21 protein-coding genes are annotated in these 22,978 nt (G+C 61.7%); 13 read left to right on the top strand and 8 right to left on the bottom strand.

What is annotated here, in order from left to right; genetic code table 11:
• Together V8J63_RS22460 and V8J63_RS22455 are read right to left on the bottom strand one after the other, a co-directional pair.
• A partial coding sequence (locus V8J63_RS22460; RefSeq protein ID WP_336464642.1) for a hypothetical protein occupies positions 1-230 on the bottom strand: 230 nt, incomplete at its 3' end.
• A 97-nt stretch (positions 231-327) separates the two neighbouring features.
• Positions 328-1,368: a threonine aldolase family protein gene (locus tag V8J63_RS22455; RefSeq protein ID WP_336464641.1), complete on the bottom strand. Its 1,041-nt coding sequence runs from the start codon at positions 1,366-1,368 to the stop codon at positions 328-330.
• A 126-nt stretch (positions 1,369-1,494) separates the two neighbouring features.
• On the opposite strand from V8J63_RS22455, the gene V8J63_RS22450 reads away from it, so the two are divergent.
• From V8J63_RS22450 to fdhA, 8 genes are all read left to right on the top strand, one after another.
• On the top strand, positions 1,495-2,205 hold the full coding sequence (locus V8J63_RS22450) for a TraX family protein (protein ID WP_336464640.1): 711 nt from the start codon (positions 1,495-1,497) through the stop codon (positions 2,203-2,205).
• Positions 2,206-2,462: 257 nt separating this feature from the next.
• On the top strand, positions 2,463-3,716 hold the full coding sequence (gene glyA / locus V8J63_RS22445; protein ID WP_024014589.1) for a serine hydroxymethyltransferase: 1,254 nt from the start codon (positions 2,463-2,465) through the stop codon (positions 3,714-3,716).
• Positions 3,717-3,737: 21 nt separating this feature from the next.
• Positions 3,738-4,988, top strand: coding sequence for a sarcosine oxidase subunit beta (locus tag V8J63_RS22440; protein WP_016772829.1), 1,251 nt, complete (start codon positions 3,738-3,740; stop codon positions 4,986-4,988).
• A 14-nt stretch (positions 4,989-5,002) separates the two neighbouring features.
• Positions 5,003-5,332: a sarcosine oxidase subunit delta gene (locus tag V8J63_RS22435; protein WP_016772830.1), complete on the top strand. Its 330-nt coding sequence runs from the start codon at positions 5,003-5,005 to the stop codon at positions 5,330-5,332.
• Positions 5,329-8,346: a sarcosine oxidase subunit alpha gene (locus tag V8J63_RS22430; protein ID WP_130927172.1), complete on the top strand. Its 3,018-nt coding sequence runs from the start codon at positions 5,329-5,331 to the stop codon at positions 8,344-8,346. Before V8J63_RS22435 ends, V8J63_RS22430 begins: the two co-directional genes overlap by 4 nt.
• 142 nt (positions 8,347-8,488) lie before the next feature.
• The gene (locus tag V8J63_RS22425) at positions 8,489-9,121 is read left to right on the top strand and encodes a sarcosine oxidase subunit gamma (RefSeq protein WP_016772832.1); all 633 of its coding nucleotides are present in this window, start codon (positions 8,489-8,491) and stop codon (positions 9,119-9,121) included.
• Between the two features lie 190 nt (positions 9,122-9,311).
• A complete protein-coding gene (gene purU, locus V8J63_RS22420; RefSeq protein WP_039757644.1) occupies positions 9,312-10,169 on the top strand; it encodes a formyltetrahydrofolate deformylase in 858 nt (285 codons plus the stop codon).
• A gap of 175 nt (positions 10,170-10,344) precedes the next feature.
• The gene (gene fdhA / locus V8J63_RS22415; protein WP_016772834.1) at positions 10,345-11,544 is read left to right on the top strand and encodes a formaldehyde dehydrogenase, glutathione-independent; all 1,200 of its coding nucleotides are present in this window, start codon (positions 10,345-10,347) and stop codon (positions 11,542-11,544) included.
• 58 nt (positions 11,545-11,602) lie between these two features.
• Here the strand turns inward: fdhA and V8J63_RS22410 are convergent, their stop codons facing one another.
• On the bottom strand, positions 11,603-11,983 hold the full coding sequence (locus V8J63_RS22410) for a hypothetical protein (RefSeq protein ID WP_125925478.1): 381 nt from the start codon (positions 11,981-11,983) through the stop codon (positions 11,603-11,605).
• Between the two features lie 234 nt (positions 11,984-12,217).
• Here V8J63_RS22410 and V8J63_RS22405 point away from each other — a divergent pair, with 234 nt between their 5' ends.
• Entirely contained in the window at positions 12,218-12,775 is a 558-nt protein-coding gene (locus tag V8J63_RS22405) for a DUF2780 domain-containing protein (RefSeq protein WP_130888273.1), read from the top strand.
• Between the two features lies 1 nt (position 12,776).
• Here V8J63_RS22405 and V8J63_RS22400 read toward each other — a convergent pair whose 3' ends face one another.
• Positions 12,777-13,664 (bottom strand): acyltransferase, encoded by an 888-nt coding sequence (locus V8J63_RS22400; RefSeq protein WP_130888272.1) that lies wholly within the window; start codon positions 13,662-13,664, stop codon positions 12,777-12,779.
• Positions 13,665-13,922: 258 nt separating this feature from the next.
• Between V8J63_RS22400 and rloA2 the strand changes: the two genes are divergently transcribed.
• The 4 genes from rloA2 to creD all read left to right on the top strand — a co-directional run bounded on the left by rloA2 (position 13,923) and on the right by creD (position 18,097).
• Positions 13,923-14,429 carry a retropepsin-like aspartic peptidase RloA2 gene (gene rloA2 / locus V8J63_RS22395; protein WP_336464639.1) on the top strand — a complete coding sequence of 169 codons (507 nt, stop codon included), beginning with the start codon at positions 13,923-13,925 and terminating at the stop codon, positions 14,427-14,429.
• 69 nt (positions 14,430-14,498) lie between these two features.
• Positions 14,499-15,179, top strand: a complete 681-nt coding sequence (creB, locus tag V8J63_RS22390; protein WP_024014583.1) for a two-component system response regulator CreB — start codon at positions 14,499-14,501, stop codon at positions 15,177-15,179.
• The gene (creC, locus tag V8J63_RS22385) at positions 15,179-16,597 is read left to right on the top strand and encodes a two-component system sensor histidine kinase CreC (RefSeq protein ID WP_197891308.1); all 1,419 of its coding nucleotides are present in this window, start codon (positions 15,179-15,181) and stop codon (positions 16,595-16,597) included. Before creB ends, creC begins: the two co-directional genes overlap by 1 nt.
• Positions 16,598-16,729: 132 nt before the next feature.
• Positions 16,730-18,097, top strand: a complete 1,368-nt coding sequence (creD, locus tag V8J63_RS22380) for a cell envelope integrity protein CreD (protein ID WP_197891306.1) — start codon at positions 16,730-16,732, stop codon at positions 18,095-18,097.
• A gap of 181 nt (positions 18,098-18,278) precedes the next feature.
• Here creD and V8J63_RS22375 read toward each other — a convergent pair whose 3' ends face one another.
• The 4 genes from V8J63_RS22375 to V8J63_RS22360 form a co-directional block, all read right to left on the bottom strand.
• Positions 18,279-18,908 (bottom strand): glutathione S-transferase, encoded by a 630-nt coding sequence (locus V8J63_RS22375; RefSeq protein WP_051600799.1) that lies wholly within the window; start codon positions 18,906-18,908, stop codon positions 18,279-18,281.
• Positions 18,909-19,071: 163 nt separating this feature from the next.
• The gene (locus V8J63_RS22370; RefSeq protein ID WP_016772844.1) at positions 19,072-19,251 is read right to left on the bottom strand and encodes a hypothetical protein; all 180 of its coding nucleotides are present in this window, start codon (positions 19,249-19,251) and stop codon (positions 19,072-19,074) included.
• Positions 19,248-20,378, bottom strand: coding sequence for a PepSY-associated TM helix domain-containing protein (locus V8J63_RS22365; RefSeq protein WP_130888269.1), 1,131 nt, complete (start codon positions 20,376-20,378; stop codon positions 19,248-19,250). Before V8J63_RS22365 ends, V8J63_RS22370 begins: the two co-directional genes overlap by 4 nt.
• A 74-nt stretch (positions 20,379-20,452) precedes the next feature.
• On the bottom strand, positions 20,453-22,879 hold the full coding sequence (locus tag V8J63_RS22360; protein WP_336464638.1) for a TonB-dependent siderophore receptor: 2,427 nt from the start codon (positions 22,877-22,879) through the stop codon (positions 20,453-20,455).
• Between the last annotated feature and the right edge of the window lie 99 nt (positions 22,880-22,978).

Below are 22,978 nucleotides of genomic sequence, written 5' to 3'. Positions count from 1 at the left end.
GGGGCAGATGTGGAGATAAAGATCGTTCCCACGCTCTGCGTGGGAATGCAGCCACTGACGCTCCGCGTCATAGCGGTCTTGACCTTGTCGATAATGGTGAAGATGGAACGCGGAGCGTCCCTGGAGGCGTTACCACGCGGAGCGTGGAAACGATCAGGGTGGGCAGATGTGGAGATAAAGATCGTTCCCACGCTCTGCGTGGGAATGCAGCCACTGACGCTCTGCGTCATAGCGGTCTTGACCTTGTCGATAATGGTGAGGCTGGAACGCGTAGCGTCCCGGAAGACATTCCCACGCGGAGCGTGGGAACGATCAATGCGGTGGGAATCAGGCCGACATGACCTCGCGAATATCGCGCGCCAGTTCGCGTACGCGTTCTTCTTCGGTGTCCCAGGAGCACATGAAGCGTGCGCCGCCCTTGCCGATGAAGGTGTAGAAGCGCCAGTTCTTTGCAGTCAACGCAGCGATGGCCGGCTCGGACAGTTGCAGGAACACGCCGTTGGCCTGCACCGGGAACATCAGTTCGACGCCGGGAATGTCGCTGACCAGTTCTGCCAGCAGTTGCGCGCAGTGGTTGGCGTGGCGGGCGTATTTGAGCCAGGCGTCGTTTTCCAGAATGCCGACCCACGGTGCCGACAAAAAGCGCATCTTCGACGCCAGTTGCCCGGCCTGCTTGCAGCGGTAATCAAAGTCTTCGGCCAGTTTATGGTTGAAGAACAGGATCGCTTCACCCACCGCCATGCCGTTCTTGGTGCCGCCGAAACACAGCACGTCGACGCCGGCTTTCCAGGTCAGGTTGGCGGGCGAGCAGCCGAGGAATGCGCAGGCGTTGGAGAACCGCGCGCCGTCCATGTGCAGGTGCAGGCCCAGCTCTTTGCAGGTTGCGCTGATGGCGCGGACCTCTTCCGGGGTGTAGACGCTGCCGACTTCAGTGGCTTGAGTCAGGGTCACCACGCGCGGTTTCGGGTAGTGGATGTCCTGACGCTTGAGCGCGACTTCGCGGATCGATTGCGGGGTGATCTTGCCGTTTTCAGTGCCGGCGATCAGCAGCTTCGAGCCGTTGGAGAAAAATTCCGGGGCGCCGCATTCGTCGGTTTCGACGTGGGCGGTTTCCGAGCAGATCACGCTGTGGTAACTCTGGCACAGCGAAGACAGGGCCAGCGAGTTGGCGGCGGTGCCGTTGAAGGCGAAGAACACTTCGCAGTCGGTTTCGAACAGTTTGCGGAAATGATCGGCCGCGCGGGCGGTCCATTCATCGTCGCCGTAAGCGCGCTGGTGGCCGTGGTTGGCCTGTTCCATGGCAGCCCAGGCTTCCGGGCAGATCCCGGAATAGTTGTCGCTGGCGAATTGTTGGCTCTTGTCGGTCATGGCCGGCTTCCGTAATCGAGACTCTTGTGAAGGCTCGTGGTCAATGAGGATGCGCACTTTACCGAAGATCTTCCGGGGAGCACATGCAATGTCGGGTGGGGAAAATTACCAGTTTATGGGCCGATTATGCACCTGAGCCAACGCGACGGTGCCCTGGATCTGCTCAAGTGGCTGGCGCTGCTGAGCATGTTGCTCGATCACCTGCGATATGTCGGCTTCTCCGTCGATTGGTTGTATGTGCCCGGGCGATTGGCTTTCCCATGGTTTTGCCTGGCAATGGCGGCGAATCTGGCTCGGGAGGGTTCGCGCAAGATGGAATGGCGCTATCTGGGCTGGCTGTTGCTGTTCAGTGCAATCAGCGAAGTCCCTTATCGCTTTTATATCCCCGACCCTGACACGTTCAACGTGATGCCGACGCTGGCGCTGGGCTTGCTGGTGGCGCGTGGCAGGCAAGACTCAGCGTCGGTGCCACGGTTGCTCGCGCTGGCCGCGCTGGTGGTTGCGGCGGTTTTTTCAGAACGACTGATGTTCGGTTTCTTCGGCGTATTGTTGCCGTTGGCGATGCTGCTGGTGTTCCGCCGACCTTGGTATTTCAGCCTGTTGCCGGGGCTGGTGTGTCTGGCGGCGAACCAATGGCAGGTGCTGCTCGAATCGGCGCGCTTCGGCAACAGCGTGGCGATTCTAGGGCTGACGACTTGTCTGTTTGCGCCGATGCTCGGAATGTTCTTGTTGCGACATGGGCGACATGTCCGGCCTCCACCGATGCGGCGCTGGGCATATGCGCTGTATCCCGCGCATTTCCTACTGCTGCTCGCCATCCGCCAAATCATCGCCTGACCCCTGTGGGAGCTGCCGAAGGCTGCGATCCTTTGATCTTCAAAGTCAAAGTCAAAAGATCGCAGCCTTCGGCAGCTCCTACAGGGGGAGTGCATTCTTCGGGTCATTTCCAGCCATGTCGTAAACGCACCTTTGCGTGGCGTCCGCAGGCATTTGAGCTGTCTGTGCCGGTCATACCATCGCATCAAAGGGCACTGCCATCATTGCCAGTGCCTTACCGAGACGAATGGCGCACAGATGCCGCTGGGAGAGACGCGATGTTCAGCAAGCAAGACCAGATCCAGGGTTACGACGATGCACTGCTGGCGGCGATGAATGCCGAGGAGCAACGTCAGGAAGATCACATCGAGCTGATCGCGTCGGAGAACTACACCAGCAAGCGCGTCATGCAGGCGCAAGGCAGCGGCCTGACCAACAAATACGCCGAGGGCTATCCGGGCAAGCGCTACTACGGCGGCTGCGAGCATGTGGATAAAGTCGAAGCGCTGGCCATCGAACGCGCCAAGCAACTGTTTGGCGCCGACTATGCCAACGTCCAGCCGCACTCCGGCTCCTCGGCCAACAGCGCCGTGTACCTGGCGCTGATCCAGCCGGGTGACACCATCCTCGGCATGAGCCTGGCCCACGGCGGTCACCTGACCCACGGCGCGAAAGTGTCGTCCTCGGGCAAGCTCTACAACGCTGTGCAGTACGGCATCAACACCGACACCGGGCTGATCGACTACGACGAAGTCGAGCGTCTGGCCGTCGAGTGCAAACCGAAAATGATCGTTGCCGGTTTCTCTGCTTACTCGAAAACTCTGGACTTCCCGCGCTTCCGTCAGATCGCCGACAAGGTCGGCGCGCTGCTGTTCGTCGACATGGCTCACGTCGCCGGTCTGGTCGCTGCGGGCCTGTACCCGAATCCGCTGCCGTACGCCGATGTGGTCACCACCACCACGCACAAAACCCTGCGCGGTCCGCGTGGCGGGCTGATCCTGGCCAAGTCCAACGAAGAGATCGAGAAGAAGCTCAACGCCGCCGTGTTCCCCGGTGCCCAGGGCGGCCCGCTGATGCACGTCATCGCCGGTAAAGCGGTGTGCTTCAAGGAAGCGCTGGAGCCTGGCTTCAAGGCTTATCAGCAACAAGTGATCGACAACGCCCAGGCGATGGCCAGCGTGTTCATCAAGCGTGGCTACGATGTGGTCTCCGGCGGCACCGACAACCATCTGTTCCTGGTCAGCCTGATCCGTCAGGGCCTGACCGGCAAGGACGCCGATGCCGCGCTGGGCCGCGCGCACATCACGGTGAACAAGAACGCCGTGCCGAACGACCCGCAGTCGCCGTTCGTGACCTCGGGCCTGCGCATCGGCACCCCGGCGGTGACCACGCGCGGCTTCAAGGTCAGCCAGTGCGAAACCCTCGCCGGGTGGATCTGCGACATCCTCGACAACCTCGGCGACGCCGATGTCGAGGCCAATGTCGCCCAGCAGGTCTCGGCCCTGTGCGCAGACTTCCCGGTTTATCGCTGAGTCGGTTTTGGAGTAATGACTATGCAACGCTATTCCGGCTTCGGCCTGTTCAAACACTCGCTCAGCCACCACGAAAACTGGCAGCGCATGTGGCGCACGCCCACCCCGAAAAAAGTCTACGACGTGGTCATCGTCGGCGGCGGCGGGCACGGCCTGGCGACGGCCTACTATCTGGCCAAGGAGCACGGCATCACCAATGTCGCCGTGGTCGAGAAGGGTTGGCTGGGCGGCGGTAATACCGCGCGCAACACCACCATCGTGCGCTCCAACTACCTGTGGGACGAGTCGGCGCACCTCTACGAACACGCGATGAAATTGTGGGAAGGCCTGTCGCAGGATCTCAACTACAACGTGATGTTCTCCCAGCGTGGCGTCTACAACCTGTGCCACACCCTGCAGGACATCCGTGATTCCGAGCGTCGGGTCAGCGCCAACCGCCTCAACGGCGTCGACGGCGAACTGCTCGACGCCAAGCAGGTGGCGGACGAGATTCCGTACCTGGACTGCTCGAAAAACACCCGCTACCCGATCATGGGCGCCACCGTGCAGCGTCGCGGCGGCGTCGCCCGTCACGATGCCGTGGCGTGGGGCTTCGCCCGTGCCGCCGATGCCTTGGGTGTGGACCTGATCCAGCAGACCGAAGTGATCGGTTTCCGCAAGGAAAATGGCGTGTGCATCGGCGTTGAAACCAACAAGGGTTTCATCGGCGCCAAGCGCGTCGGCGTGGTCACTGCCGGTAACTCCGGGCACATGGCCAAGCTTGCCGGTTTCCGCCTGCCGATCGAATCCCACCCGCTGCAAGCGCTGGTGTCCGAGCCGATCAAACCGATTATCGACAGCGTGATCATGTCCAACGCCGTGCACGGTTACATCAGCCAGTCCGACAAGGGCGACCTGGTGATCGGCGCCGGTATCGACGGCTACAACGGCTACGGCCAGCGTGGTTCGTACCCGGTGATCGAACACACCATCCAGGCCATCGTCGAGATGTTCCCGGTGTTGTCCCGCGTACGCATGAACCGCCAGTGGGGCGGCATCGTCGACACCACTCCGGATGCCTGCCCGATCATTTCCAAGACGCCGGTACCGAACATGTTCTTCAACTGCGGTTGGGGCACCGGTGGCTTCAAGGCTACACCCGGCTCGGGCAACGTGTTTGCCGCGAGTCTGGCCAAGGGTGAAATGCACCCATTGGCTGCACCTTTCTCCATCGACCGTTTCCACAACGGTGCGTTGATCGATGAACACGGCGCTGCTGCGGTTGCCCACTAACAGGAGAAATCCCCATGTTGCATATCTTCTGTCCTCACTGCGGCGAACTGCGCTCTGAAGAGGAATTCCACGCATCCGGTCAGGCGCACATCCCGCGGCCGCTGGATCCGAACGCCTGCACCGATGAAGAGTGGGGCGACTACATGTTCTTTCGCGATAACCCGCGCGGTCTGCACCACGAGTTGTGGGACCACGTTGCCGGTTGCCGCCAGTACTTCAACGTCACTCGCGATACCGTGACCTACGAGATTCTCGAGAGCTACAAGATCGGCGAGAAGCCGCAATTCACCGACAAGGCTGGCACTGCGAAAACAGCCACGACGGCGCTGGGAGAGAAGGTATGAGCCAGACCAATCGCCTGTCCAACGGTGGACGGATCGACCGCAACAAAGTGCTGAGCTTCACCTTCAACGGCCAGACCTACAAAGGCTATGAAGGCGACTCGCTGGCCGCCGCACTGATTGCCAACGGCGTCGATATCATCGGCCGCAGCTTCAAGTATTCGCGCCCTCGCGGCATCTTCGCCGCCGGTTCCGAAGAGCCGAACGCGGTGCTGCAGATCGGTGCCACCGAAGCCACGCAGATTCCCAACGTGCGCGCCACGCAACAGGCGTTGTATCAGGGCCTGGTCGCCACCAGCACCAATGGCTGGCCGAGCGTCAACAACGACATGATGGGGATTCTCGGCAAGGTCGGCGGCAAGCTGATGCCGCCGGGTTTCTACTACAAAACCTTCATGTACCCGCAATCGTTCTGGATGACTTACGAGAAGTACATCCGCAAGGCTGCCGGCCTCGGCCGTTCGCCGACCGAGAACGATCCGGACACCTACGACTACATGAACCAGCACTGCGACGTGCTGATCGTCGGTGCCGGCCCGGCCGGCCTCGCCGCCGCCCTGGCCGCTGCGCGCAGCGGTGCCCGCGTGATTCTGGCCGATGAGCAGGAAGAGTTCGGCGGCAGCCTGCTCGACTCGCGCGAAAGCCTCGACGGCAAACCGGCGATGGAATGGGTCGCCAGTGTCATCGCTGAATTGAAGAACACCCCGGACGTGCTGCTGTTGCCGCGCGCCACGGTCAACGGTTACCACGACCACAACTTCCTGACCATTCACGAACGCCTCACCGATCACCTCGGTGACCGCGCGCCGATCGGTCAGGTGCGTCAGCGCATCCACCGTGTCCGCGCCAAGCGCGTGGTGCTGGCGACCGGCGCCCACGAGCGTCCACTGGTCTACGGCAACAACGACGTGCCGGGCAACATGCTCGCTGGTGCGGTGTCGACTTACGTGCGTCGTTATGGCGTGGCGCCAGGCAAAAAACTCGTGCTGTCGACCAACAACGATCACGCCTATCGCGTCGCTCTGGATTGGCTCGATGCCAGTCTGCAAGTGGTGGCGATCGCTGACGCCCGCAGCAATCCGCGCGGCGCATTGGTCGAAGAAGCACGCGCCAAAGGCATTCGCATCCTCACCGGCAGCGCGGTCATTGAAGTGCGTGGCAGCAAGCGTGTGACCGCTGCACGCGTCGCCGCGATTGACGTAAAGGCCCACGCCGTGACCAGCCCGGGCGAATGGCTCGACTGCGATCTGGTTGCCAGCTCCGGCGGTTACAGCCCGGTGGTTCACCTGGCTTCGCACCTCGGTGGCAAACCGGTCTGGCGTGAAGACATTCTCGGTTTCGTACCGGGCGAAGCACCGCAGAAGCGCGTGTGCGTCGGTGGCGTCAATGGCGTCTACGCGCTCGGCGATTCGCTGGCCGACGGTTTTGAAGGTGGCGTGCGCGCTGCCGCCGAAGCCGGTTTCCAGACTGTCGAAGGCGTGTTGCCGAAAGCCTTGAGCCGTCTCGAAGAGCCGACCCTGGCGCTGTTCCAGGTGCCGCACGAGAAGAACTCGGCGCGAGCACCGAAGCAGTTCGTCGACTTCCAGAACGACGTCACCGCCGGTGGCATCGAACTGGCGACCCGCGAAGGTTTCGAGTCGGTCGAGCACGTCAAACGCTACACCGCGCTGGGCTTCGGCACCGATCAGGGCAAGCTCGGCAACGTCAACGGTCTGGCCATTGCCGCCCGTTCGCTGAACGTGACCATCCCGCAGATGGGCACCACCATGTTCCGTCCGAACTACACGCCGGTGACCTTCGGCGCCGTGGCCGGTCGGCATTGCGGGCACATCTTCGAACCGGTGCGCTACACCGCGCTGCATGCCTGGCATGTGAAGAACGGCGCCGAGTTTGAAGACGTCGGCCAGTGGAAACGTCCATGGTACTTCCCGAAAAACGGTGAAGACCTGCACGCGGCAGTCAAGCGCGAATGCAAAGCCGTGCGCGACAGCGTTGGCCTGCTCGATGCCTCGACCCTCGGCAAGATCGACATCCAAGGCCCGGATGCCCGCGAGTTCCTCAACCGCGTGTACACCAACGCCTGGACCAAGCTCGACGTGGGCAAAGCTCGCTACGGTCTGATGTGCAAGGAAGACGGCATGGTCTTCGACGACGGTGTGACCGCGTGTCTGGCCGACAACCATTTCGTCATGACCACCACCACCGGCGGCGCCGCGCGCGTACTGCAGTGGCTGGAGCTGTACCACCAGACCGAATGGCCGGAACTGAAGGTGTACTTCACGTCGGTCACCGACCACTGGGCGACCATGACCCTGTCCGGGCCGAACAGCCGCAAGCTGCTCAGCGCCGTGACTGACATCGATCTGAGCAACGAAGCGTTCCCGTTCATGACCTGGAAAGAAGGTCTGGTCGGCGATGTGCCGGCGCGGGTGTTCCGTATCTCGTTCACCGGTGAGCTGTCGTACGAAGTCAACGTGCAGGCCGATTATGCGATGGGCGTGCTGGAGAAAATCGTCGAGGCCGGCAAGCAGTACAACCTGACGCCGTACGGCACCGAAACCATGCACGTGCTGCGGGCCGAGAAGGGTTTCATCATCGTCGGCCAGGACACCGACGGCTCGATGACCCCGGACGACCTGAACATGGGCTGGTGCGTCGGCCGCACCAAACCGTTCTCGTGGATCGGCCAGCGCGGCATGAACCGCGAAGATTGCGTGAAAGACCAGCGCAAGCAACTGGTGGGCCTCAAGCCGATCGATCCGACCAAATGGCTGCCGGAAGGTGCGCAGCTGGTGTTCAACACCAAGCAGGCGATTCCGATGACCATGGTAGGCCACGTCACCTCGAGTTACGCGCACAACTCCCTCGGTTATTCGTTTGCCATGGGTGTGGTCAAGGGCGGTCTCAAGCGCATGGGCGAGCGGGTGTTCGCACCGCTGGCCGATGGCAGCGTGATCGAGGCGGAAATCGTGTCTTCGGTGTTCTTCGATCCGAAGGGTGAGCGGCAGAACATCTGACAACCTCGGGAGCGGTGGGCGGGCGGCTATTCGCGAGCAGGCTCGCTCCCACATTCGATCGCGTTCCCCTGTGGGAGCGAGCCTGCTCGCGAAGGCGGCGGCACAGCTACCACAGGAACCAACAGAATTCAGAAGGTGCTTTATGACCACAGCCAATGTTTACCAGCAACGCCCGACCACCGGCGCCCGTGCCGAGTCGTCGCTGCACCATGCCGACCTCGCCAGCCTGGTCGGCAAGGGCCGCAAGAATGCCGGCGTGATCGTGCGGGAAAAGAAACTCCTCGGCCACCTGACTATTCGTGGCGATGGCCACGATGCAGCCTTCGCGGCCGGTGTGCACAAAGCGTTGGGCATTGAATTGCCCGGCGCGCTGAGCGTGATCGTCAAAGGCGAAACCAGCCTGCAATGGATGGGCCCGGACGAGTGGCTGCTGATCGTGCCAAGCGGCGAAGAATTCGCCGCCGAGCAGAAACTGCGTGAAGCGCTGGGCGATCTGCACATTGCTATCGTCAACGTCAGCGGCGGCCAGCAGATCCTCGAGCTGAGCGGGCCGAACGTGCGTCAGGTGCTGATGAAATCCACCAGCTATGACGTGCACCCGAACAACTTTCCGGTCGGTAAAGCGGTGGGCACGGTGTTCGCCAAATCGCAGCTGATGATTCGTCATACCGCCGAAGACACCTGGGAACTGCTGATCCGTCGCAGCTTCTCGGATTACTGGTGGTTGTGGTTGCAGGATGCTTCGGCCGAGTACGGCCTCAGCGTTCAGGCCTGAAAGATCAAAAGCTACCCCCTCACCCCAGCCCTCTCCCCCAAGGGGGGGAGGGGGAAAGGGAGCAGATAGATGATCGTTCCCACGCTCCGCGTGGGAATGCATCCCGGGACGCTCCGCGTCCCAAGAGCGGACGCAGAGCGTCCATGGCGGCATTCCCACGCAGAGCGTAGGAACGATCAGAGGAAAAAATATGAGCCGCGCCCCAGACACATGGATTCTGACCGCCGACTGCCCCAGCGTCCTCGGCACGGTGGACGCGGTCACGCGTTTTCTGTTCGAGCAGGGCTGTTATGTCACCGAGCACCACTCGTTCGATGACCGCCTCTCCGGGCGTTTCTTCATTCGCGTGGAATTCCGTCAGCCCGACGGCTTCGACGAGCAATCCTTCCGCGCAGGTTTGGCCGAGCGCGGACAGGCGTTCGGCATGCTCTTCGAGCTGACCGCGCCGAACTACCGGCCGAAAGTGGTGATCATGGTGTCCAAGGCCGATCACTGCCTCAACGACTTGCTCTATCGCCAGCGCATCGGCCAGTTGTCGATGGACGTGGCGGCGGTGGTGTCCAACCATCCGGATCTCAAGCCGTTGGCCGACTGGCATCAGATTCCCTACTACCATTTCCCTCTCGACCCCAATGACAAACCGGCGCAGGAGCGTCAGGTCTGGCAGGTGATCGAAGAGGCCGGTGCCGAACTGGTGATCCTCGCCCGCTACATGCAGGTGCTGTCGCCGGAGCTGTGCCGCAAGCTCGACGGCAAGGCGATCAACATTCATCACTCCCTGCTGCCGGGCTTCAAGGGCGCCAAACCGTATCACCAGGCTTACAACAAGGGCGTGAAACTGGTTGGCGCGACGGCGCATTACATCAACAACGATCTCGATGAAGGGCCGATCATCGCCCAGGGCGTCGAGGCGGTGGATCACAGTCATTACCCCGAGGACCTGATCGCCAAGGGGCGCGATATCGAAGGCCTGACGCTGGCGCGGGCGGTTGGGTATCACATCGAAAGACGGGTGTTCTTGAACGCCAACAGAACCGTCGTTCTCTAGATCGCTTTCGCGAGCAGGCTCGCTCCCACAGGGGTATGCATTCCAATGTGGGAGCGAGCCTGCTCGCGAAGGGGCCATAACAAACAACGCAAGACCAACAAGCAATACCCGAGCACTCAACGCGCTGCCCAAACGGGGCAACGCAGTTCCATAAAAACAACAGCGAGGTGAAAGCATGTCTGGCAATCGTGGTGTGGTGTATCTCGGCGCTGGCAAGGTCGAAGTACAGAAAATCGACTATCCGAAAATGCAGGACCCGCGCGGTCGCAAGATCGAACACGGGGTCATCCTCAAAGTGGTCTCCACCAACATCTGCGGCTCCGACCAACACATGGTGCGCGGTCGGACCACGGCGCAGACCGGTCTGGTGCTGGGTCACGAGATCACCGGTGAGGTGATCGAAAAGGGCTCCGACGTCGAAAACCTGAAGATCGGCGATCTGGTCTCTGTTCCGTTCAACGTGGCTTGCGGGCGCTGCCGTTCCTGCAAAGAGCAACACACCGGCGTCTGCCTGACCGTCAACCCGGCCCGTGCCGGCGGCGCATACGGTTACGTCGACATGGGCGACTGGACCGGTGGCCAGGCTGAATACGTGCTGGTGCCGTACGCCGACTTCAACCTGCTGAAACTGCCGGATCGCGACAAGGCCATGGAGAAAATCCGCGACCTGACCTGCCTCTCCGACATCCTCCCGACCGGCTATCACGGCGCCGTCACTGCCGGCGTCGGTCCGGGCAGTTCCGTGTACATCGCCGGCGCCGGTCCGGTCGGCCTGGCCGCTGCCGCTTCCGCACGCTTGCTCGGTGCTGCGGTGGTGATTGTCGGCGACGTCAACACCATCCGCCTGGCACACGCCAAGGCCCAGGGCTTTGAGGTCGTCGACCTGTCCAAGGACACCCCGCTGCACGAACAGATCGCCGCGCTGCTGGGCGAGCCGGAAGTCGACTGTGCGGTGGACTGCGTCGGTTTCGAAGCACGCGGCCACGGCCACGACGGCGTCAAGGCCGAAGCCCCGGCCACGGTGCTCAACTCACTGATGGGCGTGGTGCGCGTTGCCGGCAAGATCGGTATCCCGGGCCTGTACGTCACCGAAGATCCGGGCGCCGTCGACGCCGCGGCGAAAATGGGCAGCCTGAGCATCCGCTTCGGCCTGGGCTGGGCCAAATCCCACAGCTTCCACACCGGCCAGACGCCAGTGATGAAGTACAACCGCCAGTTGATGCAGGCGATCATGTGGGACCGCATCAACATCGCCGAAGTGGTCGGCGTGCAAGTGATCAGCCTCGATCAGGCGCCGGAAGGTTACGGCGAGTTCGATGCGGGTGTGCCGAAGAAGTTTGTGATTGATCCGCATAAGTTGTTCAGTGCGGCGTAACGGATCAAGGTGACAAAAAGGGCGGCCGAAATGCCGCCTTTTTCATTTCCGCTAATCGTTATTCATTCGTGCTAAAGGAGCACTGAGTTAACGAAACAGTGCATTGACCGGTTTTCGTCCAATCGCTGGATGTCGATTCGAAGTGAGCGACATCTGCTACCAAGGCAATGTTTCCATAACGGCAACTTATCTGATTGACCAGGATTGGACCGGTTTCGTCTTCGTCTTCGGTAATGTGCGTAACGCTTTCAAACTCAGTGCCCCTGTTGATTTTCAGCTCGTTCGGATTCGCCACCTTCCAGATTCTACCGAAGCTGTCCTTGAGCTCAGAACCATCCCTGGCCTCTTGCATGCCTGAAAGCACGGGGCAGGTGTCTGCCTGTGCGAGGCCTGCAGTAACTGCTAAACAGAGCGGCGTGAATAGTCTTGCGATACGCATGATTCCATTTCCTTGGCGAGTTGAAGGTCAACCATGCCCCGGAAGAATTGCGACGACTACTGTCATATATGACAGTTTATGAGAACCATTAGGAATGAATCGGGTGGGTTTTATCGCGAGCAGTGGTCGGCCGGACTAATATCATTTCCCGGTTCTGGAACAGCTCATTGAGTCTCCGGTCAAAAGGCGCAGCTCCGCCTATTGATGGAGCCCAAGAAATAAGAGGATGTCTGAATGAAGATTTCACGCGGTTTTGCCCTGGCATCGCTCCTGACTCTGGCCGCCGGGCCGGTGTTTGCCGGTTTCAGTTTGAACGACGTGGCCGGTGCGGTAGCGGGGATGCAGGGTGGTGACAAGGCGGCCGCTGCGGCGCCGACCTCGGAGACCGCTGGTTTGTTGAGTGCGCTGAGTGCGCTGGACGTCACGCCGGAGCAGGCCGTTGGCGGCACCAGCGCGATGCTTGGGCTGGCGAAGAATCAGTTGAGCAGCACCGACTATTCGCAACTGGCCAAGGAAGTGCCGGGCATCGACAAGTTGTCCGGTGGCAGCGGCAATCTGGCGGCGCTCGGGGCGTTGCTCGGTTCGTCCGGCAAGTCCGCAGGCCTTGAGAATGCACTGGGCAATGTCAAAGACACCAACGATCTGAACAACGCGTTCAGCGCGCTGGGCATGGACAGCGGCATGATCGGCCAGTTTGCCCCGGTGCTGCTGCAATACCTCGGTCAGCAGGGCGTCGGCGGTTCGCTGTTGAGCAGCCTGGGCAGCATCTGGGGTGTCGGCACGGGCACCTGAGTCAGCCGCGCTCATTGCGCAGTTCGACGATGCGCTGATCCTTCTCGGTCCAGAGCTGGTTGACCCAGTTCTGGACGTGTTGGCGAAAGGCCGGATCTTTCTCGTAATCGCCTTGCCACAGCGCCGGGTCGAGTTCGCGGGTCCTGATGTCGATGATTACTCGCGGCACGTTGCCGCTGATCAGATCCCAGAAGCCCGGAATTTTTTCCTGCGGATACACCACCGTCACATCGAGCATCGCGTCGAGTTGTTCACCCATCGCCGCCAGCACGAACGCCACGCCGCCGGCCTTGGGTTTGAGCAAGTGGTTGAACGGCGATTCCTGCTGGGTGCTTTTCGCCAGGGTGTAGCGCGTGCCTTCCAGATAATTCACCACCGTTACCGGCTGGCGCTTGAACAGCTCGCACGCCGCTTTGGTGATTTCCAGATCCTTGCCCGCCAGCTCGGGGTTCTTTGCCAGAAAGGCTTTGGTGTAGCGCTTCATGAACGGGTAATCCAGCGCCCACCACGCCAAGCCCAGGAACGGCACCCAGATCAGCTCTTTCTTCAGAAAGAACTTGAAGAACGGCGTGCGCCGGTTGAGGGTCTGGATCAGTGCTGGAATGTCGACCCACGATTGATGGTTGCTGACCACCAGATAGGAGGTGTCGCGGCGCAGATCGTCGCCGCCGCGAATGTCCCACTGCGTGGGGATGCACAGCCGGAAGATCAGCTTGTCGATCTCGGCCCAAGTCTCGGCAATCCACATCACCGCCCCCGATGCGTAATCCCGCCAGCGCCCGGGTGCAACCAGCTTGAGCAGGGCGAACACCATCAACGGCCCGATCAGGATCAGGGTGTTGAGCAACAGCAACAGGGTGACGAAACAGCCGGTGAGCAGGCGGCGCATAAGCAACTCTATGAAGTGGCAGGGGCGAGCCATGATAAGCAGCTTCGCGCAGCAGGCCAAATCGGCGCTGACGAATGTTTCACTTCAGTCCCGTTAACCTGATCGTTCCCCCGCTCTGCGTGGTAACGCCGCCCGGGACGCTCCGCGTCCCCTGTGACGCAGAGCGTCACTGGATGCATTCCCACGCAGAGCGTGGGAACGATCAACCGTGCGACGGTCTAAAATCCCGTTGCCCAACCTCCCAAGGAAAACCCTTACGTGAAATCCCTCCTTGCTCTGTTTGCCCTCGTTGCGCTGCCGGTCATGGCCGCCGAGCCGACGCTGTACGGTCGCTACGAATACATCGCGCTGCCGGAAATCGGTGGCGAAGTGCTCAAGGCCAAGATGGACACCGGCGCGCTGACCGCCTCGCTGTCGGCCAAGGACATCGAGACCTTCACCCGCGATGGCGAAGACTGGGTGCGTTTCCGCCTCGCCACCAAGGACGCCAGCAACAAGGTTTTCGAGCACAAGGTCGCGCGGATCAGCAAGATCAAAAGCCGTTCCGACGAGGACGATGAAGAGCGCGACAGCAGCGATGTCGCCAAGCGCCCGGTGGTCGATCTGGAACTGTGCCTGGGCAACGTCAAGCGCACCGTCGAGGTCAACCTGACCGACCGCAGCCACTTCAACTATCCGCTGCTGATCGGCGCCAAGGCCTTGCGCGAGTTCGGCGCGGCGGTCAACCCGGCGCGGCGTTACACCGCCGACAAGCCTGGCTGCTAAGCGGTCTGATTGACGTAACCCCGGGCTTGGGGCACCGTTCGCGCACTAACTGCCACGGGCTCGGACGCCATGCCGCACATCCTGATTGTCGAAGACGAAGCGGCGATTGCCGACACATTGATTTTTGCCTTGCAGGGCGAGGGGTTCAGCACCACGTGGCTGAACCTCGGCGCGGCGGCGCTGGAGCATCAGCGACAAACCCCGGCCGACCTGATCATTCTCGATATCGGCCTGCCGGACATCAGTGGCTTCGAAACCTGCAAGCAGTTGCGACGCTTCACGGAAGTGCCGGTGCTGTTTCTCAGCGCCCGCGACGCCGAGATCGACCGCGTGGTGGGTCTGGAGATCGGTGCCGACGATTACGTGGTCAAGCCGTTCAGCCCGCGTGAAGTGGCGGCGCGGGTCAAAGCCATCCTCAAGCGCATGGCGCCGCGCGCAACCCTGGAAGCAGGCTCAACGCTGTTTCGCATCGATGCTGAACGCGTGCAGATCAGCTATCGCGGCCAGCCGCTGAGCCTGACCCGCCATGAATTCCGCTTGTTGCAATGCCTGCTCGAACAACCTGAGCGGGTGTTCAGCCGCGAGCAATTGCTCGATGCGCTGGGCGTAGCGGCCGACGCCGGTTACGAGCGCAGCATCGACAGCCACATCAAAAGCCTGCGCGCCAAGTTGCGCCTGGTACGTGCCGAGGCCGAGCCGATCCAGACCCATCGCGGCCTCGGTTACAGCTACAGCCCGGGGCACAGCTGATGTCGCTGGGGCTGCGGATCTTTCTGGTGTACGTGCTGTTTGTCGGCCTGACTGGTTATTTCGTCCTCAACACGGTGATGGAAGAAATTCGTCCCGGCGTGCGTCAGTCCACCGAAGAGACGCTGGTCGACACCGCCAACCTGATGGCTGAAATCCTGCGCGACGATTTCAAGGCCGGCACCCTCAGCGAGAACCGCTGGCCGCAATTGCTCCGCGCCTATGGCGAGCGCCAGCCGCAAGCGACCATCTGGGGCTTGCCGAAAAATCAGGTCAACCACCGCATCTATGTCACCGATGCCAAGGGCATCGTCGTGCTCGACTCCAGCGGCGTCGCGGTCGGCCAGGATTATTCGCGCTGGAACGACGTCTACCTGACCCTGCGCGGCGAGTACGGCGCGCGCTCCAGCCGTAGCGATCCTGACGATCCGAGCTCTTCAGTGATGCACGTCGGCGCGCCGATCCGCGACAACGGCAAGATCATCGGCGTGGTCACTGTGGCCAAGCCCAACAGTTCGTTGCAACCCTACGTCGATCGCACCGAGCGGCGCCTGCTGTTTTACGGCGCCGGACTGATCGGCCTCGGTCTGCTGTTCGGCGCCTTGCTCTCATGGTGGCTGAGTCGTGCGCTGCATCGCTTGACCGGTTATGCCCAAGCGGTCAGCGAAGGCCGGCGCGTGGAAGTGCCGCATTATCGCGGCGGCGAGCTGGAGCAACTGGCGACGGCGGTCGAGCAGATGCGCACGCAGCTCGAAGGCAAGGCCTACGTCGAGCGCTACGTGCACACCCTGACCCATGAATTGAAAAGTCCGCTGGCGGCGATTCGGGGCGCGGCGGAGTTGCTGCAAAGCGAGATGCCGCCCGTCCAGCGTTTGCGCTTTATCAGCAACATCGACAGCGAAAGCGCGCGGATGCAGCAATTGATCGAGCGCCTGCTCAACCTGGCGCAAGTCGAACAACGCCAAGGGCTGGAAGAACGCGTGGCAGTGCCGCTGGCGCTGTTGGTCGCAGAACTGCTCAAGGCGCAGGCCGCGCGAATCGAGGGCAAACAACTGCGCGTCGAGCAAGCGATCGGCGAGGATCTGCTGTTGATTGGCGAGCCGTTTCTGCTGCGCCAGGCGTTGGGCAATCTGCTGGAAAACGCGCTTGATTTCACTCCGGCGCAGGGCTTGTTGCGCTTGAGCGCCGAGCGGGTTGGCGAGCAGGTCGAGTTCCGCCTGTTCAACCAGACCACGCCGATTCCCGATTACGCCTTGCCGCGCCTGACCGAACGCTTCTACTCGTTGCCGCGTCCGGACAGCGGACGCAAGAGCACCGGTTTGGGGCTGAACTTCGTTGAAGAAGTGGTCAAGTTGCATGGCGGGGTGATGCGCATTGGCAATGTCGAGGGCGGGGTTGAGGTGGTATTGCGCCTGCCTTGAAACCCAGTCGCGGCCTTCGCGAGCGGGCTCGCTCCCACAGGGGAATGCATTCTCCACACAATCTCCATATTCCCCGCACATTCCCTCCACACCGTATCAGCAGACTCCTCCCATCCAAACAGGGAGAGTCCCATGAACAAGAATCTGACCATCAAACTCGGCGCGATTGCCTTGTTGATCCTGCTGTTGCTGATCCCGTTGCTGATGATCGACGGCGTGATCGATGAACGTCAGCAACTGCGCGACGGTGTGCTCGAAGACATCGCGCGCAGCTCCAGTTACCGCCAGCAACTGACCGGGCCGGTGATGGTAGTGCCGTATCGCAAGGTGGTGCGCACCTGGAAAACCAACGAGAAAACCAACAAGCGCTACGAAGAAGTCAGCGAAGCGCGCGGGCGTCTGTACTTTCTGCCGGAGCGTTTTGAACTCGACGGCCAGGTGCAAACCGAACTGCGCAAACGCGGCATTTACGAGGCGCGACTGTTCCACGCCGATAACCGCATCGACGGGCATTTTTCCCTGCCGGCGCAGTTGGGCATCAAGGAAAATTTTGCCGATTACCAATTCGACGCGCCGTTCCTCGCCGTCGGTATCAGCGATATTCGCGGTATCGAAAACGCGCTGAAACTCGAGCTCGCCGGCCAGCAACTGGACTTCGTGCCCGGCAGCGAAGTGGCCTGGATCGGTGAGGGCGTACATGTGACCCTGCCGGCGCTCGACGCCAGCAAAGCCACGCAGCTGACCTTCGGTTTCGACCTGCGCCTGCAAGGCACCGGCTCGCTGCGGGTGGTGCCGGTGGGCAAGACCAGCAGTGTCAGCCTCGCCGCCAACTGGCCGCACCCCAGCTTCGTCGGCAACTTCCTGCCGGCCAAGCGCGAGATCAACGATCAGGGTTTCAGCGCCGACTGGCAGACCTCGTTTTTCTCCACCAACCTGCAAGAGGCAATGGAGCGCTGCGTCGCTGGCGACTGTGATGCACTCAACGGGCGCAGCTTCGGCGTCAGCTTCATCGATCCGGTGGATCAGTACCTGAAGAGCGATCGGGCGATCAAATACGCGCTGCTGTTCATCGTCCTCACCTTCGCCGGTTTCTTCCTCTTCGAAGTGCTCAAGAGCCTGGCGGTGCACCCGGTGCAATATGCCTTGGTCGGTGTTGCGCTGGCGTTCTTTTACCTGCTGCTGTTGTCGCTGTCCGAACACATCGGTTTTGCGCTGGCGTATCTGTTGTCGGCCAGTGGTTGCGTGTTGTTGATCGGCTTCTATGTCAGCCACGTCCTGCGCAGCGCGCGGCATGGCTTGAGTTTTTCGGCCGGGCTGGCGGCGCTGTATGGCCTGCTGTACGGCTTGCTCAGCGCCGAGGATTACGCGCTGCTGATGGGCTCGCTGCTGCTGTTCGGCCTGCTTGGGGTGTTCATGGTGCTGACCCGCAAACTGGACTGGTACGGGATTGGTTTGAAGCCGGCCAGGCCGCTGGAGTTTGACGTGGAGGCGATGCAATGAGCGGGTGGCTTGGGTTACGCGAGGAACAGCGGGAAGCGGAGGTTTTGGTGACGCTGCTTATTGCGTCACTACCTCCGAAACCGAGTTGGTGCATTCGCGAGCAAGCTCGCTCCCACATTGGAATGTGGTCAACTGTGGGAGCGAGCCTGCTCGCGAAGAGGCCGGAACAGGCAGCCCAGATCTAAGGCTTGGGCATCGTCGCCACCATGGACGGTCGCTGACTCACCTCGAAATACCAGTTGGCCAGTTGCGGATTGGCTGCACGCCAGTCCATGTCCGGGAAGCGCAGATCCAGATAGCCCAAAGCGCAGGCCACGCTGATCGCCGCGACATCGAAGTGGCTGGTCAGCTCGGCAATCGCTTCGCTCTCGAGCACGGCGAGGGCGCGGCGGATCTTGTCGCGCTGGGCGTCGAGCCATTCGTCCCAGTGTTTTTCCACCGGGCGCAGGACGGTTTCATAACGCACCATCACCGAGGCATCCATGATCCCGTCAGCCATCGACGCCAGGGTCAGGCGCCGCCAGCGCGCCGCACCTTCACGGGGGATCAGCGGATTGCCGACGTGCTGCTGGTCGAGGTACTCGAGGATGACGCGGCTGTCATGGATGACATTGCCATCGGCCAGGCGCAGGGCGGGGATTTTGCTCAACGGGTTGTCGGCGATCAGCTCCGGGTTCGGGCTGACCGGGCTGAGCACACAGTCCTGCAGCGCGACACGATCCTGCTGACCGGTTTCGTGGAGCAGCACCATGACCTTGCGGACAAAGGGCGACAGGGTGTTGTGGTACAGGGTCATGCTGGGGGCGGACATGGGCAAGGTCTCGATCAGGACAATGATCGGGCAGCATAGCCTGCTCGCGTCCGGCGCAGAACCCATGTGGGAGCGAGCCTGCTCGCGAAGGCGTCGTGACAGTCGACTTTGATGTTGAGGGTCCGGGCGCTTTCGCGAGCAGGCTCGCTCCCACAAGGGATTCTCAGCTTCGCGGCAGAAAACCTCTTATCGCCAGAAATGCCGGCACGCCAAGCCCGACCCAGCTCAAGGCATCCCAGATTCCATCCCCCAGCAACGCCGCAAACAGCCCCGCCGCACTGAGCAGGGCGATCACGATCGGTGTGCTGAAAACCTTCCAGAAACTCGACTGACGCGGCTTCATGCCGAGGCCTCCGCCGTTTCCAGAACAGGCTTGGCCGCCTTGCGCCGCACTACCCAAAGATAAACGCCACTGGCCAACACGATGATCGTCAGCACATCCAGCGTCGCCCAGAGAATCTTCATCGGCATGCCGCCGTAGTCACCAAAATGCAGCGGCTGCGACATGCCCATGGCGTCCATGTACCACGGCCGTTCCGCCACGGCGGTGACTTGCAGCGTCGTGGCGTCGATCAGCACCGGCGTCAGCAGATGCGAGGTCAGGTGCGTGCCGCCCTTCATGAACACCGCGTAATGGTGCTCGCTGGAAAAACGGGTGCCGGGGAAGGCGATGAAATCCGGCTTCATCCCCGGTGCGACTTCCTCGGCGATGTCGAGCAGCCGCGTAGCCGGCGCCAGTTGGGTCAGCGGCGGCGCATCGCGATACGGCGCGATCAGCGTGGTCAACGCGTCGTTGCGCCAGGCAGCGATGAGCAGGTCGGCGCAGGCGCTGATCACTCCGGTCACGCCCACCACCAGGCACCAGGTCAAAGTGACGACGCCGATCAAATTGTGCAGGTCGAGCCAGCGCAGTCTTGTCGATTTGTCCTGGCGCACGGTGCCGAATTTCAAGCGGCGCATGAACGGCAGGTACAGCACCGTGCCGGACACGATCGCCACGACAAACAACAGACCCATGAACGCCAGCAGCAGCTTGCCCGGCAGCCCGGCGAACATGTCGACGTGCAGGCGCAGGATGAACAGCATCAAGCCACCGTTGGCCGAAGGGGTTTCCAGCGCTTCGCCAGTGCGCGCATCGAGCATGAAGGTGTGCGAAGAGTTCGGCTCGGTGTCGGCCGTCCTGGCCATGATCGCGAACGCCGCGTTCGGCTCTTCGTCGTCATAACCGAAGTACTGCATGACTTCGCCCGGGCGATGTTTCTGCGCGGCATCTACCAGTTGCTGCAGATCGAGTTGCGGCGTGTCGGCCGGCATCTCGCGCAGCTCCGGGGCGTTGCCCAGCGCGTGATCGATCTCGTGGCTGAAAATCAGCGGCAGACCGGTCAGCGCCAGCATCAGCAGAAACACCGTGCAGATCAGGCTGGTCCAGGTGTGGATGAACGACCAGCGGCGGATGGTTTTACTTTTCATTGCATGACCTTCAAAAACACCAAAGCCGTCCGGTACGGACGGCCTGGGAACAGGGCCTGGTTCAGCTCACTGGCTTACCACTTGTAAGTGGCGCTGGCGACGACACTGCGCTGGTCGCCGTAGTAGCAGTAGAAGCTGTCGCAGGTGGAAATGTAGTCCTTGTCGAACAGGTTGGTCGCGTTCACCGCCAGCGATGCACCTTTGAGGCTGTTGTCCAGACGGCCGAGATCATAATGCACGCTGGCGTCGAACACGGTATAGGCATCGGCCTTGCCCAGCCAGGTGTTGGCCTTGTCGCCGTAGGTGTTGCCGGTGTAGCGCACGCCGGCACCGATACCGAAACCGTCGAGCACGCCGGCGTGCCAGGTGTAGTCGGTCCACAGCGAGGCTTGTTGGTTGGGCATCAGTTGCAGGCGGTTGCCCTTGTCGACGCCTTTCTGCACTTCGGACTTGGCCAGGGTGTAGGCGGCGATGACTTTGAGGTTGTCGGTCACATCCGACACGGCTTCGAGTTCCAGGCCTTTGACCTTCACTTCGCCGGTCTGGCTGGTCACCGAGACGTTGTTGACGAAGGTGTTCACCGCGACGTTCTTCTGGGTCAGGTCATACACGGCGGCGGTCAGCAGGGTCTTGCTGCCCGGAGGCTGGTATTTGATGCCCAGTTCCCACTGCTTGCCTTCGGTTGGCTTGAGCGAGCCGGTCGAGGTGGCATCGGCGCCCGTCGTCGGCTGGAACGACTCGGCGTAGGACAGGTACGGCACGAAACCGTTATCGAAGACGTAGCTGAGCGCCGCGTTGCCGCTGAATTTCTTGTCACGCTGAGTGTTGGTGGCGTCGCTCTGGTTGATGAATTGGGTGCTGGTGTGGACCCAGTCTTCACGGCCGCCGAGGGTCAGGCGCCACTGGTCGAGAGCCATTTGGTCTTGCACGTAGAGACCGGTCTGGTAGGTCTTCTGGTTGTAGTCGTAAAACGCCGTGGAGCGCGCCGGACGTACGATCGGCTGGCCGTAGATCGGGTTGATGACGTTGGTTTGCAGACCATCGCCAAAGATCGAGGTGTAGTTGGTGTTGCTGCGCTGGTGATCCAGACCCAGCAGCAAGGTGTGGCGAATGTCGCCCGTGGCGAAGTCGGCCTGGAAGTTGTTGTCCACGGCAAACTGGCTGATCTCTTCGTCGACGCTGGTGCTGGTGCGGCCGACGTTGCCCTCTGCATCCACGGTGGTGAACGGGTAGGAACCGGGTGTCAGCGACTGGAAAGACAGGTCCGACTTGGTGTAGCGCAGGTTCTGTTTGAACTGCCAGACATCGTTCAGCCGATGTTCGAAGGCATAACCCAGCGCGTAGTAGGTGCGGTCGTAGTATTCCCAATCCGGATCGCCGAGATTCTTGTGATGGGAAATATCACCGAGCGGCGATTTGATCTTCGTGCCCTGGATCGGCAGAAACTGGCTGGTGATGCCGGTGTCATCGCGGGTGAACTGGCTCAGCAGAGTGAGTTTGGTGTCGTCATCGATGTTCCAGGTCAGGCTCGGCGCGATGTTGTAGCGCTTGTTGTCGACGTGGTCGATCTGGGTGCCGCTGTCGCGCACCACGCCGCTGAGGCCATAGAGAAACTGCCCGGCCTCATCGATCTTGCCGGTGCTGGCGAAGTTGATCTGTCGGTGGTTGTCGCTGCCGTATTGCAGCTGGATTTCGCTGCTGGCCTCCGCGCTCGGGCGGCGGCTGACCATGTCGAGCAAACCGCCCGGCGGTGTCTGGCCGTACACCGACGAGGCCGGACCGCGGAGCAGGGCGAGGCGGTCGAGGTTCCAGGTTTCCTGTTTCGGGTTGGCGTACACGCCTTTGGGCAGCGGCAGGCCGTCGAGGAACTGGGTCGGTTCGAAACCGCGCACGCGCAGCCAGTCGGCGCGGGTGTCGCTGCCGTAGCTGCTGGCGGTGATGCCCGGCATGTAGCGCACCGCGTCGTCGAGGCTGTGCACGCTGCGGTCGTCCATTTGCTGGCGGGTTGCCACCGAAATCGAACGCGGTGCTTCGACCAGGGCGGTATCGGTCTTGGTGCCGGCGGCGGTGCGGGTCGCGGTGTAGCCTTCGACCGGGCCCCAGGCGCTTTCGAAGTTTTCCACGCCGATGACCGAAGTTTCCGGCAGGGCCAGCGTGCCTTCAGGCACGGCCACCAGGGTGTAAGTGCCGGCGCTGCTCTGTTCCAGCTGCAGACCGGTGCCGCGCAAAGCCGCGCGCAGGGCACCGGCGGCGTCGTACTGGCCGTTGACCGGCGCCGAGGTTTTGCCGGCGGCCAGCGCAGGATTGAGCGACAGGGCGAGGCCGCCCTGGCTGGCGATCTGGTTCAGGGTGGTCGACAGCGGCGCCGCCGGCAGGTTGTAGGCGCGCACGCTGGACGCTTGCTCAGCGGCGAGCAACGGGCTGCTGATCAGCGGCGTGCCGAAAGCGATGGCAAAAGCCAGCAGACTGGGGCGCAACAAGGTGTCTGGCGAACGGGACATACGGCGGCTCCTGAATGGAAATATTTCTCAATTGCCTGTGTGCCGGACGAGATTGGAAAAGTGATAGGGCTGGGTGGAAATTCTTTTTTGCGGGAAATG

It is taken from the genome of Pseudomonas sp. CCNWLW23, from assembly GCF_037095675.1.
In the GTDB taxonomy this organism is placed as follows: Bacteria; Pseudomonadota; Gammaproteobacteria; order Pseudomonadales; family Pseudomonadaceae; genus Aquipseudomonas; species Aquipseudomonas atacamensis.
This window is presented reverse-complemented; position numbering and strand designations above follow the sequence as displayed.

Coding starts and splice junctions, on each gene's coding strand:
- V8J63_RS22455 (WP_336464641.1), bottom strand. CDS start 1,368: ATGACCGACAAGAGCCAACAATTCGCCAGCGACAACTATTCCGGGATC.
- V8J63_RS22450 (WP_336464640.1), top strand. CDS start 1,495: ATGCACCTGAGCCAACGCGACGGTGCCCTGGATCTGCTCAAGTGGCTG.
- glyA (WP_024014589.1), top strand. CDS start 2,463: ATGTTCAGCAAGCAAGACCAGATCCAGGGTTACGACGATGCACTGCTG.
- V8J63_RS22440 (WP_016772829.1), top strand. CDS start 3,738: ATGCAACGCTATTCCGGCTTCGGCCTGTTCAAACACTCGCTCAGCCAC.
- V8J63_RS22435 (WP_016772830.1), top strand. CDS start 5,003: ATGTTGCATATCTTCTGTCCTCACTGCGGCGAACTGCGCTCTGAAGAG.
- V8J63_RS22430 (WP_130927172.1), top strand. CDS start 5,329: ATGAGCCAGACCAATCGCCTGTCCAACGGTGGACGGATCGACCGCAAC.
- V8J63_RS22425 (WP_016772832.1), top strand. CDS start 8,489: ATGACCACAGCCAATGTTTACCAGCAACGCCCGACCACCGGCGCCCGT.
- purU (WP_039757644.1), top strand. CDS start 9,312: ATGAGCCGCGCCCCAGACACATGGATTCTGACCGCCGACTGCCCCAGC.
- fdhA (WP_016772834.1), top strand. CDS start 10,345: ATGTCTGGCAATCGTGGTGTGGTGTATCTCGGCGCTGGCAAGGTCGAA.
- V8J63_RS22410 (WP_125925478.1), bottom strand. CDS start 11,983: ATGCGTATCGCAAGACTATTCACGCCGCTCTGTTTAGCAGTTACTGCA.
- V8J63_RS22405 (WP_130888273.1), top strand. CDS start 12,218: ATGAAGATTTCACGCGGTTTTGCCCTGGCATCGCTCCTGACTCTGGCC.
- V8J63_RS22400 (WP_130888272.1), bottom strand. CDS start 13,664: ATGCGCCGCCTGCTCACCGGCTGTTTCGTCACCCTGTTGCTGTTGCTC.
- creB (WP_024014583.1), top strand. CDS start 14,499: ATGCCGCACATCCTGATTGTCGAAGACGAAGCGGCGATTGCCGACACA.
- creC (WP_197891308.1), top strand. CDS start 15,179: ATGTCGCTGGGGCTGCGGATCTTTCTGGTGTACGTGCTGTTTGTCGGC.
- creD (WP_197891306.1), top strand. CDS start 16,730: ATGAACAAGAATCTGACCATCAAACTCGGCGCGATTGCCTTGTTGATC.
- V8J63_RS22375 (WP_051600799.1), bottom strand. CDS start 18,908: ATGTCCGCCCCCAGCATGACCCTGTACCACAACACCCTGTCGCCCTTT.
- V8J63_RS22370 (WP_016772844.1), bottom strand. CDS start 19,251: ATGAAGCCGCGTCAGTCGAGTTTCTGGAAGGTTTTCAGCACACCGATC.
- V8J63_RS22365 (WP_130888269.1), bottom strand. CDS start 20,378: ATGAAAAGTAAAACCATCCGCCGCTGGTCGTTCATCCACACCTGGACC.
- V8J63_RS22360 (WP_336464638.1), bottom strand. CDS start 22,879: ATGTCCCGTTCGCCAGACACCTTGTTGCGCCCCAGTCTGCTGGCTTTT.